Here is a 13,973-nt window from a genome sequence, read left to right as displayed (position 1 = left end):
TGGAGAACCGTGGCAACCCCGCTGCCATGCCCATTCAAAAGGGGTTAGACCGGTGGCTTTGCGACCCCGACTTTCGTGCGGGTGTGCCTTGATGGAGCAAATGTAATTGTTTGAAACGGAAAAATCAATAAATTTGATAATAATTTCAAATTTATCACCTGACTACCAGGAGGGCCAGACTCCATCCACCGCATGCACACGCACCCTTGATAACCCGGGTCGCCAGCAGCCCCCCCGTCGTTAGAATCATTCGCTCTATCGACTCAGGAAGAACGTTTTGTCCGATCGCCTCACCGTACTGCCCCAATACGCTCTTCCCAAACGCGCACTGACCACCCTGGCGGGCAAGTTCGCATCGGCCCGGCTGGGCGGCCTCACCACCTCGGTGATCCGCTGGTTTGTGGGCCGCTACAACGTCAACATGGCCGAGGCGGCCAACCCCGACATTGCCAGCTACACGTCGTTCAATGACTTCTTCACGCGGGCGCTCAAGCCCGGCGCCCGCCCGCTGGCCCAGGCCGATTTGATCTGCCCTGTGGACGGTGCGATCAGCCAGTTTGGCCCCATCGCCAAGGACCAGGTTTTCCAGGCCAAGGGGCACACCTACTCCACCACCGCCCTGGTGGGTGGCGATGCGGCCGCCGCAGCCCGTTTTGACAACGGCCACTTCGCCACGCTGTACCTGAGCCCGCGCGACTACCACCGCATCCACATGCCTTGCGCGGGCGAGCTCACGCGCATGGTGCATGTGCCGGGCGACCTGTTTTCGGTCAATCCCACCACGGCACGCGGCGTGCCCGGCCTGTTCGCGCGCAATGAGCGCGTGGTGTGCTTTTTTGAATCGGCCCAGGGTCCGTTCGTGCTGGTACTCGTGGGCGCCACCATCGTGGGCAGCATGGCCACCGTGTGGCATGGGCAGGTGAACCCGCCGCGCACCGGCACGATGCGGCAGTGGGACTACGCCAAGGGCCAGGTGAGCCTGCAGCAAGGTGAGGAAATGGGCCGCTTCTTGCTCGGCTCCACCGTGGTGATGCTGTTCCCACAGGGGCCGCTGCAGTTCAACCCGCAGTGGTCGCCCACGCGCCCCATCCAGCTGGGCGAGTCGATGGCGCAGTGCACTGGCGGCTGACCTTCAGCCCATCAGCCCAGTAGCCCTTCGGCCGGGGCGCCGCGCTCACAAACGGTCTGGCGCCCGCGTGAGCCGGAAGGCGGTGGGTGCCAGGTGCAGCGCTTCAGGGTGCACGGGGGATTCATGCCCCACCAGATACACCATGAGAGAGTTGCGGCGCACCACCACATGGCTCACGGTTTCGCGCTGGTGGTTCCATTGTACAAACGCGCCGGGCTTGAACAGGGGCATGTAGTAGTAAGCGGTGGGGTCCATGGGGCGCGGCTCCTCCCGCTACAACGGGCCCTTGCGTGAATGCGGGCCCTGACGGCGGTCCATGGTGGACCGACCAGTTCATACTAGCACCGTTCCCTCCCGCCGCGGGGTGCCCATTTCAAACTGATTGCGCTGCCGCAAAGGCCAGCGTGGCCTGCAGCATGCGGCGCAGGTGCGGCTGCACGCCTGCCGCCACATCGGGCAGATAGTCAAACGGCAAGGCTTCTTGCATGTAGCTGCACTGCGTCATCTCCAGCTGCACCGCGTGGATGTTCTGCGCGGGCTGCCCATAGTGGCGCGTGATGTGCCCGCCCTTGAAGCGACCGTTGAGCACTGCGGTGTGGCCCTGGGCCTCTTTGGCGATGGACAGCAGCTCCTGCGCCAGTGCCGGATCGCAGCTTTCGCCGTTGGCCGTCCCCAGGTTCAGGTCGGTCAGCTTGCCTTCAAAGAAGCGCGGCAGCACCGAGCGGATGGAGTGGGCGTCCCACAGCACCGCCACACCATGCTGCGCGCGGATGCGGTCCAGCTCGGCACGCAGTTGCGCGTGGTACGGCGCCCAGACGGCATCGCGGCGCGCGGCCACCTCGGCATCATCGGGCACATCGCCCCGGGCATAGATGGGCGTGTCGTCAAACGTATCGACCGGGCACAGGCCGGTGACGCTTTGGCCAGGGTAGAGGCTGGTCCCATCGGGCGGGCGGTTCAGATCGACCACATAGCGCGAGTGCGTGGCCACGAGGATGGACGCGCCCAGGTCCTTGGCGAACGCATAGAGGCGCTCCATGTGCCAGTCGGTGTCGGGCACCTGGCGGGCCTCATCGGTGAAGCGCGCAGCCAGCGCTGGCGGCACGTAGGTGCCCGCATGGGGCATCGACACCAGCAGCGGCGCGGTGCCGGGGTAAAGGACAAAAGGAGGTGGAGAGGTATCTGTCATCACAAGCTCAGGGGTAGGAATTCAATCGGACGCGTCAATCGGGTGCAATGGTGGCCGAGCGCGCGGCCACGAACGCATGGGCCGCTGCGTCATGCAGCGTGTGCCGGCCGCTGGCGATGCGCCGCTGCCCCGCCACCCACACGCTGTCGATGGCCGAGGTGCGTTGGCTGCCAAACACATGGGCCGACAGCATGCTGTGCGCAGGCAAATCGCGCAGCGCCAGGTGCTGCGAATCCAGCACCACCAGGTCGGCCTGCTGGCCCACGGCGAGGCCACCAATGGCGCGGCCCGCTGCCTGCGCCCCGCCCTGCACGGCCTGCAAGGCCATGGCCGTGGCCACCTCGGGTTGCGCAGCGGTGGCCAGCACATTGCGCTGGCGCAGCGACAGGCGCTGGCCGTATTCGAGCATCAGCAATTCCTCTGCCGCATTCACGCAGGCATGGCTGTCCGAGCCCACGCCCCAGCGCCCGCCGTGCTGAAGCCACAGCGGCATGTCGAAGATGCCGTCGCCCAGGTTGGCCTCGGTGGTGGGGCAGATGCCCGCCACGGCGCCCGTGCGCGCTGCGTCCTGGTACTCCTGCGGGGTCATGTGCGTGGCGTGCACCAGACACCAGCGCTCGTCCACGGGGGCGTTCTCCAGCAGCCACTGCACCGGGCGCTGGCCGCTCCAGGCCACGCAGTCATCCACTTCCTGCGTCTGCTCGGCAATATGTATGTGAATGGGCGCCTGCGCATTGAGTGCCGTGAGGCCCTGTACCGCAACTTCCAGACTGCCGGGCGGCACCGCGCGCAGCGAGTGCGGCGCCAGTCCCAAAACGGCCGCTTGCGCTCTTGCAGCGGGTGCAAGGCGCTCGAGCAATGAGAGCATGTTGTCCGTGCTGCGAATGAAGCGGGCCTGGTCCGCACGCGGTGGCTTGGCACCAAAACCACTCGTCTGGTACAGCACCGGCAACAGCGTGATGCCGATGCCCGCATTCTGCGCCGCACGCAGCAGGGCCAGCGAGAGCGTGGCGTCATCGGCATAGGGCGTGCCGTCCTGGTCGTGGTGCACGTAGTGGAACTCGCACACGCTGGTGTAGCCCGCCTCCAGCATCTCCACGTACAGCCAGGTCGCAATAGCCTCCAGCGACTCGGGCGTAATGCGCGCCGCAAAGCGGTACATCAGGTTGCGCCAGCTCCAGAAGCTGTCCTGGCTTTCGCCCCGGTATTCGGTCAGGCCCACAAACGCGCGCTGGAAGGCGTGCGAGTGCAGATTGGGCATGCCGGGCAACACGGGGCCCGGGGCCATGGCGGCACCATTTGGCTGGGCGTTGGGCGCGACGGCAGTGATGCGCCCTGCCCCATCCCATGTGATCAGCACGTTGCGCGCCCAGCCCGTGGGCAGCAGTGCATCGGCGGCGAACAGTTGTTGCGTCATGGCATGACTCCGTGAATGCGCCCTTGCCGCACGATGGTGCAGGCAGGCTTTTGGCCCAGCCAGTAGGCCAGTTCGGCCGCCTCGCCCACCGGCCACAGCACAAAGTGGGCGGGCCTGCCGGATGCGATGAGGCCGTGGGTGTCTTGCAGGCCGAGCGCGCGTGCGGCGTGGGTGGTGATGCCCGCCAGCGCCTCGGGCACTGTCAGACGGAACAGCGTGCAGGCCATGTTGGCCATCAGCAGCAGGCTCAGCGCGGGCGAGGTACCCGGGTTGTGGTCGGTGGAGACAGCCATGGGCACACCCGCTGCGCGCAGTGCCGCGATGGGTGGCAGGTGCGTGTCGCGCAGCGTGTAGTAGGCGCCAGGCAGCAGCACGGCCACGGTGCCTGCGGCTTTCATCGCAGCGATGCCGTCGGCCGACAGGTGCTCGATGTGGTCACACGACAGCGCACCGTAGCGCGCAGCGAGTGCCGAGCCGCCCATGTCGGACAGTTGCTCCGCATGCAGCTTGACGGGGATGCCGAGCTTGCGCGCGGCCTGGAAGACCTGCTCGGTCTCGGCCAGCGTGAAGGCGATGCGTTCGCAGAACACATCCACGGCATCCACCAGGCCTTCGGCCGCAAGCGCAGGCAGCATCTCGTTGCAGACAAGGTCGGTGTAGTCCTGGCTGCGCCCGGCGTATTCGGGCGGCAGTGCATGCGCGCCGAGGAAGGTGGTGCGCACCGTGACGCCAAAGGCCTCGCCCAGGCGGCGGGCCACGCGCAGCTGCTTGCGTTCGTGCTCCAGCGCCAGTCCGTAGCCGGACTTGATCTCGATGGCACACACGCCCTCGTCCAGCAGCGCCTGCAGGCGCGGCGCGGCCAGGGCAAAGAGCTCGTCTTCGCTGGCCTCGCGCGTGGCGCGCACCGACGACACGATGCCCCCGCCCGCCTTGGCCACCTCTTCATACGTCGCACCCGCCAGCCGCATCGCGAACTCGTTGGCGCGCTGCCCACCGTACACCAGGTGGGTGTGGCAATCCACCAGACCGGGGGTGGTGACGGCGCCCCTGCTGTCAATGCGAGGCAAGGCCGCAAAGGCTGCTGGCACCTGGGCCTGCGGGCCCACCCACTGCACGGCGCCGCCCTGCACCACCACACACGCCAGCGTGCCCTCAGGCACCGGCACATCCGTCGCCCACAACGCGGCCACGGGCCGCAGGTTGGTCCACACGCCATCGGCACTGGGTGCGGAAGATGCTGGCGGGACAACGCCCTGCTTGTTGCTACCTGCTGCTGTGTTCATGGATTGAATTGCTATTGTTTATATAGCTACTAGCGCATATTCCACTAGCGCTTGCAGCCCATTTGATCCAAATTATGGTGCAGAGCCCCTGCGCAAGGCCACCCAGGCCAGCACGGGTGCATCGTCGGCAGACCCACCGCTTTCGGCGCGGCGCACAGGGGTGATCGACGGCGCTGCTTCGCCCCCTTCGTTCACCCACCACAGGCCCTGCCCCGCTGCCAGCATCCGCACTTGGTGGGTATCGCAGTCCTCGCATCGCCAGGTGCCCTGCAGCACCACGCACAGACCCGCGGCAGCCCCCTCAGCGGGCGGCGGCGCATCGCGCAGCACCTTCAGGTTCCCGGTCCACGCACCCCGGCGCAGCATCAGGTTGAAGTCGGTGGAAACACCGCCCAGCATGCGGCAGTCCACCGGCTCTTCGCCGGAGAACGCAAACGGCTCCCAGCGGTGCGTCAGCGCGTGCTGCCAATGTCCTTCTGCGCCTTGCAGATATACGCCATCGCCATCCAGCAACATGATTTGCCGATCCACCCCCACAAACGCCGAGAACGGCCCGGGGCTTGCAATGGTGGCAACGCTCACGCGCCATGCAAAGCTGTCCATGCCCGCGCCGGGCGGCCAGCACGCCAGCTCGCGTGTGCTGCCGCCGCCGTTCTTCCAGGGCACCGGGGGCGTGGAGGCCAAGTCCAGAAACTGCTTCACGCGCCTTCACCCTGCGGCACACCGTTCCCGCCCACCAGCAGCGGGAACAGCGGGTGGTCCATGGCTGCCCCAGCGGGTAGCTGGTCCGCCAGCCCCGGGAACTCGGGCGAGGTCTTCCACGGCCTTGGCGCGTGGCGCGTGTCGTCGCCCAGGAAGCGCACCGAGAACACGCGGCGCCGGTTGGGCCCCTCCACCCCGCCCGACGCATGCAGCGTGAGCATGTGAAAACACACCACGTCGCCCGGCTCGATCTCCCAGCCCACGATGGGAAAAGCGTCGCGATTGGCCTCGACGTTGGGCAGGTCCTGCAGGCTGCCCTCGGGGAACCACTTGGCCTGGTTGTCCATGAAGGTGCGCGGCATGAGCCAGGGGCCCTTGTGCGAACCAGCCACAAATTCGAGCGTGGCCGCGCGCGACACTGGATCGACCGGAATCCACATGCTCACGTTCTGCCTGCCTTCGATGTTGTAGTAAGGCTGGTCCTGGTGCCAGGGCGTCTTCTGGCGCGTGCCCGGCTCCTTCACCAGCACATGGTCGTGGTACAGCCGCACGGTGCGTGACTGCATCAGGCGCTGCGCGGCCAGGGCCAGCGGCGTGTCGCGCACAAAGCGGCCGAACTGCGGGATGTCCTGCCAGTTGCAGAAGTCCTCGAAGAAGCGGCCCGGGTCATCCGGCCTGCTGGCCACCTTGGCACGCGGGCTGGGCGCGGCCAGGTTGGCGTCGATGCCGTCGCGCAGCAGCGCTACCTCTTCGGGCGTGAGCAGCTGCTTGATGCAGATGGCGCCGTCGCGGTCAAACCGCGCGATGTCGTCGGCGGTCAGGCGCTCCTGCAAGCGCTGTTGAAAGTGCTGTTGTTGGCTCAGGTCACTGGCAGGTGAAACCGGGTGCATACGAGCTGTCTCCTTGTAGGCTATTGACCGTTGTCATGCATCACGCACACCCAGCCTCAGGCGCGCGTGAGCACCGCCTGCAGAAAGGAGCGCGTGCGCTCCTGCGTGGGGTTGGTGAAGATGGTGGCAGGCTGGCCGGACTCGATGATCCCGCCGCCGTCCATCACCACCACCACGTCGCCCACCTCGCGTGCAAAGTCCATTTCGTGCGTCACGACCATCATGGTCATGCCTTCGCTGGCCAGCAGCTTCATGACCTGCAGCACCTCGCCCACCAGCTCGGGGTCCAGCGCCGAGGTGGGCTCGTCGAACAGCATCACGCGCGGCTCCATGGCCAGTGCGCGGGCAATGGCCACACGCTGCTTTTGCCCGCCCGACAGGCTGGCAGGCATGGCCAAAGCCTTGTGCGCCAGGCCCACCTTGGTCAGCAGGGCCTGTGCGCGCTCCTCGGCCTCCTTGCGCGAGAGGCCGCGCAGCTTGCGCGGACCCAGCGTGACGTTGTCGAGCACCGAAAGGTGCGGAAACAGGTTGAACGACTGGAACACCATGCCCACTTCTTCGCGCAAAGCGTTCAGGTCATGGTCGGGCAGCATGCGGCCGTCCTGCACCAGTGTGCGGCCACAGATCTCGACCGTGCCGCCTTCGGGCTGCTCCAGTCCGTTGCAGCAGCGCAGAAAGGTGCTCTTGCCCGAGCCGCTGGGCCCGATGACCACCACCACTTGCGACGGCAGCACGTCAAAGTCGATGCCGTTCAGCACCACGTGGCTGCCAAACGACTTGCGCAGTCCGCGAATGCGCACGATGGGCTCGGCGGATGGGCTTGCTACGGTCATCACAGAATTTTTCTTCATTGCACCATTCCCCCGGCACGCAGGCGCAGCTCCATGCGGCGCAGCACCAACGAAGTGACACCCGTGAGGATGAAATACACCACCGCAATCGCCAGGTACACCTCCAGCGAGCGATACGACACACTGATGATCTTCTGCCCTTCGTGCATCAGGTCGTGGATGGTGAGCAGCGACACCAGCGCCGAGTTCTTGATCAGCGCGATGAACTCATTGCCCAGTGGCGGAATCATGCGCACCACGGCCTGTGGCAGCACCACGGTGCGCATGGCCAGGCCCGAGGACATGCCAATGGAACGCGCCGCCTCCATCTGTCCCTTGTCGATGGACTGGATGGCGCCGCGCACCACCTCGGACATATAGGCGCCCGAGTAGATGCCCAGGCCGATCACGCCGCACACAAAAGCGGGCAGCAGGATGCCGAACTGCGGCAGGCCAAAGAACAGGATGAACAGCTGCACCAGCAGCGGCGTGCCACGGATGGCGGCCACGTAGGCGGTGCACAGGGCGTAGACCACGCGGCGCTTGGGGTTCAGGCGCCCAATACCCACCAGCAGGCCCATGACGCAACCCAGCAGCAGCGAGGCGGCCGTGATTTCCACAGTGACCAGCGCGCCCGCCAGCAACTGGGGCAACCCGGCCCAGACAGGAGAAAAATCGAGTTCCATGGCTCAGTTCGGCAACGTGTGGCTGCGGTTTACTTGGCAGCGCTGTTGCTGAACCACTTCTTGACGATGGCAGCATAGGTGCCGTCTGCCTTGAGCTTGGTGATGGCACCGTTGACGGCCTTCGTCAGCTCGGGCGTGTCCTTGCGCAGGGCCATGCCGTACTCTTCGGTGGTGAGCTGCTCGTCGAGCACGCGCAGGCCGGGACGGGTGCGCACATACTGGAACGCGGCGGGCTTGCCGGTCACGGCAGCGTCGGCGCGGCCGATATCCACCAGGTTGAACATCTCCTGGTTCTTTTCGACCTCGACACGCTGCACCTTGGGGAATTTCTCGGTCAGGTACGCCACCGACTTGGTGCCCACCTGCACGCTGACCTTCTTGCCGTCCAGGTCGGCCAGCTTGTTGATGGCCTTGTTGTCGGCCTTCACCATCACCACCAGGCCGCCGGCGTAGTAGGAGTCGGTGAAGTCCACCACCTTCTTGCGCTCGTCGGTGATGTAGATGGCCGAGACCGCCATGTCAAAACGCTTCGAGATCAGGCCGGGAATCAGGCCCTTGAAGTCGATGTCCACCCACTCGACCTGTTTGCCCATGGTCTTGGCAATGGCCTCCACCAGCTCGATGTCGAAGCCCGTGCGTTTGCCGTTTTCGACAAACTCCATGGGCGGGAACGTGGCATCGGTGCCCACACGCAGGACGTTGTCCTGGGCCTGTACACCCGTGGTGCAGAGGGCTGCGGCGGCCAGGCTGGCCAGAAGAAGGTTGCGGCGAAGGTTCATGGGGAAAGCTCCTGAGGAGGGGTGAGGGAAAATCAGGGAGAAGTGAGCTGGCGAGAGATGCGCGCTGCGGCGACGACGGCCATGCCGGTGAGTGCGGTCTCCTGCCCCTGGGCCCGCAAGATCGGGGCCATCAGGGTGATGGCCCCGGCGGCCTGCCGGGGAGAACCGAACACGGGCACGCTGACGCCCCAGACACCGGCATCCACTTCGCCGGAGCTGACTGCGTAACCCGCCTTGGCAATGCCTTCCAGCTCGGTCAGCGCCGCCTGGCGCTCAGCAGTGTCTGCGCCGTAGTGCAGGTCCAGAATGGCATTGCGCGTGGCCGGGGCCACGTGGGCAAGCAGGCACTTGGCGGAGGCCCCCGCGCGCAGCGGCACGCTGCGCCCTTTTTCAAACGAGCAGCGCAGGGCCTGCGTGCTGTCCACCATGTCCAGGCACACCACGCTGTCATTCACGGCCACCACCAGCCCCACACTCTCGTGGGACTGCCGGGCCAGGGCCTGCATGTCCGACCGCGCGTGGTGCACCAGATGCGACGCCATGTCAAAGCCCAGGGCCAGTTGCAGGCTGAGCGGCCCGGGCGCGTAGTGCCCGCTGCTCTCCAGCACAAAGCCCCACAGCTTGAGCCGCGCCAGCTGCCGGTACAGCGTGCTGCGCGCCAGGCCCGTGGCCTCCACCAGCTCGGCAGCCGACATGGGCTGCCCGTGCTGCGCCAGCACCGCCAGCACGTGCAGAACACGGTCGGCGGCGGCAACGGAGGTGGGTCCACGGGTGGGCATGGACTCAGTATCAAAGGATTGCAGCGGCATTCAAACCCAACATTCCCAACGAATGGGAATGCAGTTCCCTTTTTTCACATTCCTGTCATTCCCTCCCTCGCCCCTTCACTTCACCATGGGCAGCTTCAGGCCCTGCTTCTTGGCCGTCTCCACCGCCAGCTCGTAGCCAGCATCGGCATGGCGCATCACGCCGCTGCCGCAGTCGTTGACCAGCACATTGGCAAGGCGCTGGGCCGCAGCTTCAGTGCCGTCGGCCACGATGACCATGCCCGAGTGCTGCGAGTAACCCATGCCCACGCCCCCGCCGTGGTGCAGGCTGACCCAGGTGGCGCCGCCCGAGGTGTTGAGCAAGGCGTTGAGCAGCGGCCAGTCGCTCACGGCGTCGGTGCCGTCCTTCATGCCTTCGGTCTCGCGGTTGGGGCTGGCCACGCTGCCGGTGTCCAGGTGGTCGCGGCCGATCACGATGGGCGCCTTGAGCTCACCGTTCTTCACCATCTCGTTGAAGGCCAGGCCCGCAATGTGGCGCTCGCCCAGGCCCAGCCAGCAGATGCGTGCCGGCAGACCCTGAAAGGCAATGCGCTCGCCCGCCATGTCAAGCCAGCGGTGCACGTGCTTGTTCTCGGGGAACAGTTCCTTGATCTTGGCGTCGGTCTTGCGGATGTCTTCCGGGTCACCCGACAGGGCCACCCAACGGAACGGGCCCTTGCCCTCGCAGAACAGCGGGCGGATGTAGGCGGGCACAAAGCCGGGGAAGTCGAACGCGTTCTTCACGCCTTCGTCAAACGCCACCTGGCGGATGTTGTTGCCGTAGTCCACCACCGGGATGCCCATGTGCTGGAAGTCGAGCATGGCCTGCACATGCACGGCGCAGGACTTGGCAGCGGCCTTCTTCAGCACCTCGTGCTGTGTCACGTCCTGCTGCGCGGCGCGCCACTGGGCCACCGTCCAACCTGCGGGCAAGTAGCCGTTGACGAGGTCGTGGGCCGAGGTCTGGTCGGTGACCAAGTCGGGCTTGAGGCCACCGGCCTTGGCACGGCGCACCAGCTCGGGCAGGATTTCTGCGGCGTTGCCCAGCAGGGCAATCGACACGGCCTCCTTGGCCGCGGTGTGCTGCTGGATCAGCTCGAACGCGTGGTCAATGTCACGCGCCTGCTTGTCCACATAGCGCGTGCGCAGGCGGAAGTCGATGCTGCTTTGCTGGCATTCGATGTTGAGCGACACCGCGCCCGCAAAGGTAGCGGCCAGCGGCTGCGCGCCGCCCATGCCGCCCAGGCCAGCGGTCAAGATCCAGCGCCCTTCGAGCGAGCCGCCAAAGTGCTTGCGACCCGCCTCGGCAAAGGTCTCGTACGTGCCTTGCACGATGCCTTGCGTGCCGATGTAGATCCAGCTGCCGGCAGTCATCTGGCCGTACATGAACAGGCCCTTCTGGTCCAGCTCGCTGAAGTGTTCCCAGTTGGCCCACTTGGGCACCAGGTTGGAGTTGGCCAGCAGCACGCGGGGTGCGTTGGCATGGGTCTTGAACACGCCCACGGGCTTGCCGGACTGAATGAGCAGGGTTTCGTCGTCGTTCAGGTCCTTGAGCGAGGCGAGGATCTGGTCAAAACACTCCCAGTTGCGCGCGGCACGGCCAATGCCGCCGTACACCACCAGGTCCTGCGGGCGCTCGGCCACCTCGGGGTCGAGGTTGTTCTGGATCATGCGGTAGGCGGCCTCGGTGAGCCAGCTCTTGCAGGTGAGCTGGCTGCCGCGCGGCGCGCGGATCACGCGGCTGGCGTCGTGGCGGGGGTCGGTGTTGGAGGCGGCGGCGATGATGGCGTCGTTGGCGTTCATGGTGGGCTCCTGTGAATCAAGGGGTATGCGTAGAGAAAATCAGGCGAAGCTGGGCAGGCACTGGGTGAGCGCTGCAGGCCAGGTGGACTGCTGGGCCCATGCGCGCATGGCTTCGATGTCGGGGGCGAGGTAACGGTCCTGCTCCAGGTAGGCCACGCGCTCGCGGATGGCGGCGAATTGCGCTTCGATCAGCGGAGAGGATTTCAGGGTGCGGTCGAATTCCATGCCCTGCGCAGCGGCCATGGCCTCGATGCCGACCATCACCGCCGCATTGCGCACCATGTCGCCCAGGCGCCGCGCGCCGTAGGTGGCCATGGAGACATGGTCCTCCTGGTTGGCCGATGTCGGCAGACTGGTCACGCTGCTGGGGTTGGCCAGGCACTGGTTCTCGGCCGCCAATGCGGCGGCGGTGACCTGGGCGATCATGAAGCCCGAGTTCACGCCGCTGTCGAGGATCAGGAAGGCGGGCAGGCCTGACAGGCCTGGGTCCAGCAGCAGCGACAGGCGACGTTCAGAAATCGCACCGATCTCGGCCACGGCCAGCGCAATGATGTCGGCCACAAAGGCCACGGGCTCGGCGTGGAAGTTGCCGCCAGAGATTACGTCGCCGTTGTCGAACACCAGGGGGTTGTCGGAAGCCGCATTGGCCTCAATGGTCAGCACGCGCGCGGCGTGGTGCAGGTTGTCCAGGCACGCGCCCATCACCTGCGGCACGCAGCGGATGGAGTACGGGTCTTGCACGCGGCCGCAGTTCGGGTGCGAAGGGTCGATGGCGCTGCCGTCGAGCAGCGCACGCACGGCAGCGGCCACGGCGATCTGCCCGGCCTGGCCACGTGCCTCGTGAATGCGTGCATCAAAGGGTTTGACCGAACCCTTAATGGCTTCGAGCGACAGGCAGCCCGCGACCAGCGCGGCGGCAAAGACGCTCTCGGCGCCAAACAGCCCGGCCAGTGCAAGTGCGGTGGACACCTGCGTGCCGTTGAGCAGCGCGAGCCCTTCCTTGGGGCCCAGCACAAACGGCTGCAAACCGATGGAGCGCATGGCCTCTGCCCCCGGCACCACCTTGCCGTCCACCTTGGCCTGGCCTTCACCAATCAGCACACAAGCCATGTGCGCCAGCGGCGCCAGGTCGCCCGACGCGCCCACCGAGCCCTTGGCCGGAATCACCGGCAGCACGTTGGCGTTGGCCAGGGCCAGCAACGCATCCACCAGCTCGGGGCGCACGCCCGAGTGGCCGCGCGCCAAGCTCACGGCCTTGGTGGCCAGGATGAGGCGCACCACGTCGTCGGGCAGCGCATCGCCCGTGCCCACGCTGTGCGACAGCACCAGATTGCGCTGCAGCTCGGCCAGGCGCTCGTGCGCAATCTTGGTGCTGGCGAGCTTGCCAAAGCCGGTGTTGATGCCATAGACGACCTGGTCTTCATCAACGATGCGCTGCACCGTGGTCAGGGACTTCTGCAAACCCGCGCGGGCCGACGCATCGAGCACCAGTTGCACGGGGCCCGCGTGGATGCGGCGCAGCTCGGCCAGCGTGACGCGGCCGGGGTGCAGGGTGAGGGATGAAGCGTTGTGTGTCATGGCGTTGATCCTGTATATACAAGTAGGTACAAGCGAAAAAATCTGTGCTTTTGGCGAAAACTTTCAACCGGCGACGGGATTGCCGTCGGCGCGGAAGCGGCTGCCCAGGCGGTAACGGGTGGCGGGGTGCAGGCAGCGCACCACGGTAATGGGCACGCCGCGCGACCAGGTGCGGCGGGTGAGCAGCAGGCAGGGCTCCTGCGGAGACATCTCCAGCAGCGCGGCCTGCTCGGCGGTGGGCATGACGGCATCGACCACATGCTCGATCTGGTCAAAGGGCACGTTGCGCACCAGGTATTCGGAGGGTTGCAGCAGTGTGAAGTCCTGCGCGACGAACTGGGGCACCTGGCGCGGGTTTACGTGGCGGTCTTCCAGTTGTACGGGCAGACCGTCCTCACGGTGAATGCACAGCGAGTGAAACACCGACTCGCCCGTGCGCAGGTCCAGCGCGGCGGCCACTTCCAGCGTGGCGGAGGTGCGTTCCACCGTGAGCACGTCACAGCGGTAGTCGTGCCCGCGCTGGCGGATTTCGCTGGCCAAATTGGCGATCTGCAGCAGCGTGGACTGGGGCTTGTCCTCGGCCACAAAACTGCCCACGCCCGCCACGCGCACGATGCGGCCCTGCTCCACCAGTTCGCGCAGCGCGCGGTTCACCGTCATGCGCGAGATGCCGAACTGGGTGACCAGCTCGTTCTCGGATGGCAGGCGGTCGCCCGCGCGCCAGATGCCTTCCTGGATCTTGCGCGAGATGTGGTCCTTGACCTGCTCGTACAGCGCCATGGCTTGCGCGGGTGCAGCCACGGCGACCACCGCCTTGGCGGGCGTGGCGCTGCGCGGGGCAGTGGCTGCAGTGCGGCGGGAAGGACGGGCGCTCATGGGTG

General features: G+C 66.2%; 14 protein-coding genes and 1 riboswitch. Of the genes, 1 reads left to right on the top strand and 13 read right to left on the bottom strand.

What is annotated here, in order from left to right:
- Positions 1-8 precede the first annotated feature (8 nt).
- A riboswitch (cyclic di-GMP riboswitch) is annotated at positions 9-98 on the bottom strand.
- 179 nt (positions 99-277) lie between these two features.
- Positions 278-1,129 carry an archaetidylserine decarboxylase gene (gene asd / locus ATF69_RS19200; RefSeq protein WP_146871959.1) on the top strand — a complete coding sequence of 284 codons (852 nt, stop codon included), beginning with the start codon at positions 278-280 and terminating at the stop codon, positions 1,127-1,129.
- Positions 1,130-1,174: 45 nt separating this feature from the next.
- Here asd and ATF69_RS19195 read toward each other — a convergent pair whose 3' ends face one another.
- The 13 genes from ATF69_RS19195 to hutC all read right to left on the bottom strand — a co-directional run bounded on the left by ATF69_RS19195 (position 1,175) and on the right by hutC (position 13,968).
- Positions 1,175-1,384: a hypothetical protein gene (locus ATF69_RS19195; protein ID WP_056063577.1), complete on the bottom strand. Its 210-nt coding sequence runs from the start codon at positions 1,382-1,384 to the stop codon at positions 1,175-1,177.
- 118 nt (positions 1,385-1,502) lie between these two features.
- Positions 1,503-2,318, bottom strand: a complete 816-nt coding sequence (gene hutG / locus ATF69_RS19190; protein ID WP_146871958.1) for an N-formylglutamate deformylase — start codon at positions 2,316-2,318, stop codon at positions 1,503-1,505.
- Positions 2,319-2,352: 34 nt separating this feature from the next.
- On the bottom strand, positions 2,353-3,735 hold the full coding sequence (locus tag ATF69_RS19185; protein WP_146871957.1) for a formimidoylglutamate deiminase: 1,383 nt from the start codon (positions 3,733-3,735) through the stop codon (positions 2,353-2,355).
- Positions 3,732-5,018 carry an imidazolonepropionase gene (gene hutI / locus ATF69_RS19180; RefSeq protein WP_146871956.1) on the bottom strand — a complete coding sequence of 429 codons (1,287 nt, stop codon included), beginning with the start codon at positions 5,016-5,018 and terminating at the stop codon, positions 3,732-3,734. Before hutI ends, ATF69_RS19185 begins: the two co-directional genes overlap by 4 nt.
- Before the next feature lie 72 nt (positions 5,019-5,090).
- On the bottom strand, positions 5,091-5,720 hold the full coding sequence (locus ATF69_RS19175) for a HutD/Ves family protein (protein ID WP_146871955.1): 630 nt from the start codon (positions 5,718-5,720) through the stop codon (positions 5,091-5,093).
- Positions 5,717-6,610, bottom strand: coding sequence for a phytanoyl-CoA dioxygenase family protein (locus ATF69_RS19170; protein WP_146871954.1), 894 nt, complete (start codon positions 6,608-6,610; stop codon positions 5,717-5,719). Before ATF69_RS19170 ends, ATF69_RS19175 begins: the two co-directional genes overlap by 4 nt.
- A gap of 56 nt (positions 6,611-6,666) precedes the next feature.
- Positions 6,667-7,443, bottom strand: coding sequence for an amino acid ABC transporter ATP-binding protein (locus ATF69_RS19165; RefSeq protein WP_146871953.1), 777 nt, complete (start codon positions 7,441-7,443; stop codon positions 6,667-6,669).
- Between the two features lie 14 nt (positions 7,444-7,457).
- A complete protein-coding gene (locus tag ATF69_RS19160; RefSeq protein ID WP_146871952.1) occupies positions 7,458-8,126 on the bottom strand; it encodes an amino acid ABC transporter permease in 669 nt (222 codons plus the stop codon).
- A gap of 29 nt (positions 8,127-8,155) precedes the next feature.
- A complete protein-coding gene (locus tag ATF69_RS19155) occupies positions 8,156-8,905 on the bottom strand; it encodes a glutamine ABC transporter substrate-binding protein (RefSeq protein WP_146871951.1) in 750 nt (249 codons plus the stop codon).
- Positions 8,906-8,937: 32 nt separating this feature from the next.
- On the bottom strand, positions 8,938-9,684 hold the full coding sequence (locus ATF69_RS19150) for an IclR family transcriptional regulator (protein WP_244303764.1): 747 nt from the start codon (positions 9,682-9,684) through the stop codon (positions 8,938-8,940).
- Between the two features lie 105 nt (positions 9,685-9,789).
- Positions 9,790-11,514, bottom strand: coding sequence for a urocanate hydratase (gene hutU / locus ATF69_RS19145; protein WP_056746312.1), 1,725 nt, complete (start codon positions 11,512-11,514; stop codon positions 9,790-9,792).
- A gap of 39 nt (positions 11,515-11,553) precedes the next feature.
- Positions 11,554-13,092, bottom strand: coding sequence for a histidine ammonia-lyase (hutH, locus tag ATF69_RS19140; RefSeq protein ID WP_121942736.1), 1,539 nt, complete (start codon positions 13,090-13,092; stop codon positions 11,554-11,556).
- A gap of 63 nt (positions 13,093-13,155) precedes the next feature.
- Complete coding sequence (gene hutC, locus ATF69_RS19135; RefSeq protein WP_108497401.1) at positions 13,156-13,968, bottom strand: histidine utilization transcriptional repressor HutC; 813 nt, start codon at positions 13,966-13,968, stop codon at positions 13,156-13,158.
- Between the last annotated feature and the right edge of the window lie 5 nt (positions 13,969-13,973).

Origin of the sequence: Acidovorax delafieldii (assembly GCF_007993815.1) — a bacterium.
Classification (GTDB): Bacteria; Pseudomonadota; Gammaproteobacteria; order Burkholderiales; family Burkholderiaceae_C; genus Acidovorax; species Acidovorax delafieldii.
The sequence above is the reverse complement of the archived record's forward strand: the minus strand, read 5'-3'. Positions and strand labels throughout refer to the sequence as shown.

What these genes read in the sequence shown, in the direction of transcription:
- ATF69_RS19170 (WP_146871954.1), bottom strand. Translation starts at nt 6,610, where the DNA reads ATGCACCCGGTTTCACCTGCCAGTGACCTGAGCCAACAACAGCACTTT.
- ATF69_RS19150 (WP_244303764.1), bottom strand. Translation starts at nt 9,684, where the DNA reads ATGCCCACCCGTGGACCCACCTCCGTTGCCGCCGCCGACCGTGTTCTG.
- hutH (WP_121942736.1), bottom strand. Translation starts at nt 13,092, where the DNA reads ATGACACACAACGCTTCATCCCTCACCCTGCACCCCGGCCGCGTCACG.
- ATF69_RS19195 (WP_056063577.1), bottom strand. Translation starts at nt 1,384, where the DNA reads ATGGACCCCACCGCTTACTACTACATGCCCCTGTTCAAGCCCGGCGCG.
- hutI (WP_146871956.1), bottom strand. Translation starts at nt 5,018, where the DNA reads ATGAACACAGCAGCAGGTAGCAACAAGCAGGGCGTTGTCCCGCCAGCA.
- ATF69_RS19185 (WP_146871957.1), bottom strand. Translation starts at nt 3,735, where the DNA reads ATGACGCAACAACTGTTCGCCGCCGATGCACTGCTGCCCACGGGCTGG.
- ATF69_RS19165 (WP_146871953.1), bottom strand. Translation starts at nt 7,443, where the DNA reads ATGACCGTAGCAAGCCCATCCGCCGAGCCCATCGTGCGCATTCGCGGA.
- ATF69_RS19155 (WP_146871951.1), bottom strand. Translation starts at nt 8,905, where the DNA reads ATGAACCTTCGCCGCAACCTTCTTCTGGCCAGCCTGGCCGCCGCAGCC.
- hutC (WP_108497401.1), bottom strand. Translation starts at nt 13,968, where the DNA reads ATGAGCGCCCGTCCTTCCCGCCGCACTGCAGCCACTGCCCCGCGCAGC.
- ATF69_RS19160 (WP_146871952.1), bottom strand. Translation starts at nt 8,126, where the DNA reads ATGGAACTCGATTTTTCTCCTGTCTGGGCCGGGTTGCCCCAGTTGCTG.
- hutU (WP_056746312.1), bottom strand. Translation starts at nt 11,514, where the DNA reads ATGAACGCCAACGACGCCATCATCGCCGCCGCCTCCAACACCGACCCC.
- hutG (WP_146871958.1), bottom strand. Translation starts at nt 2,318, where the DNA reads ATGACAGATACCTCTCCACCTCCTTTTGTCCTTTACCCCGGCACCGCG.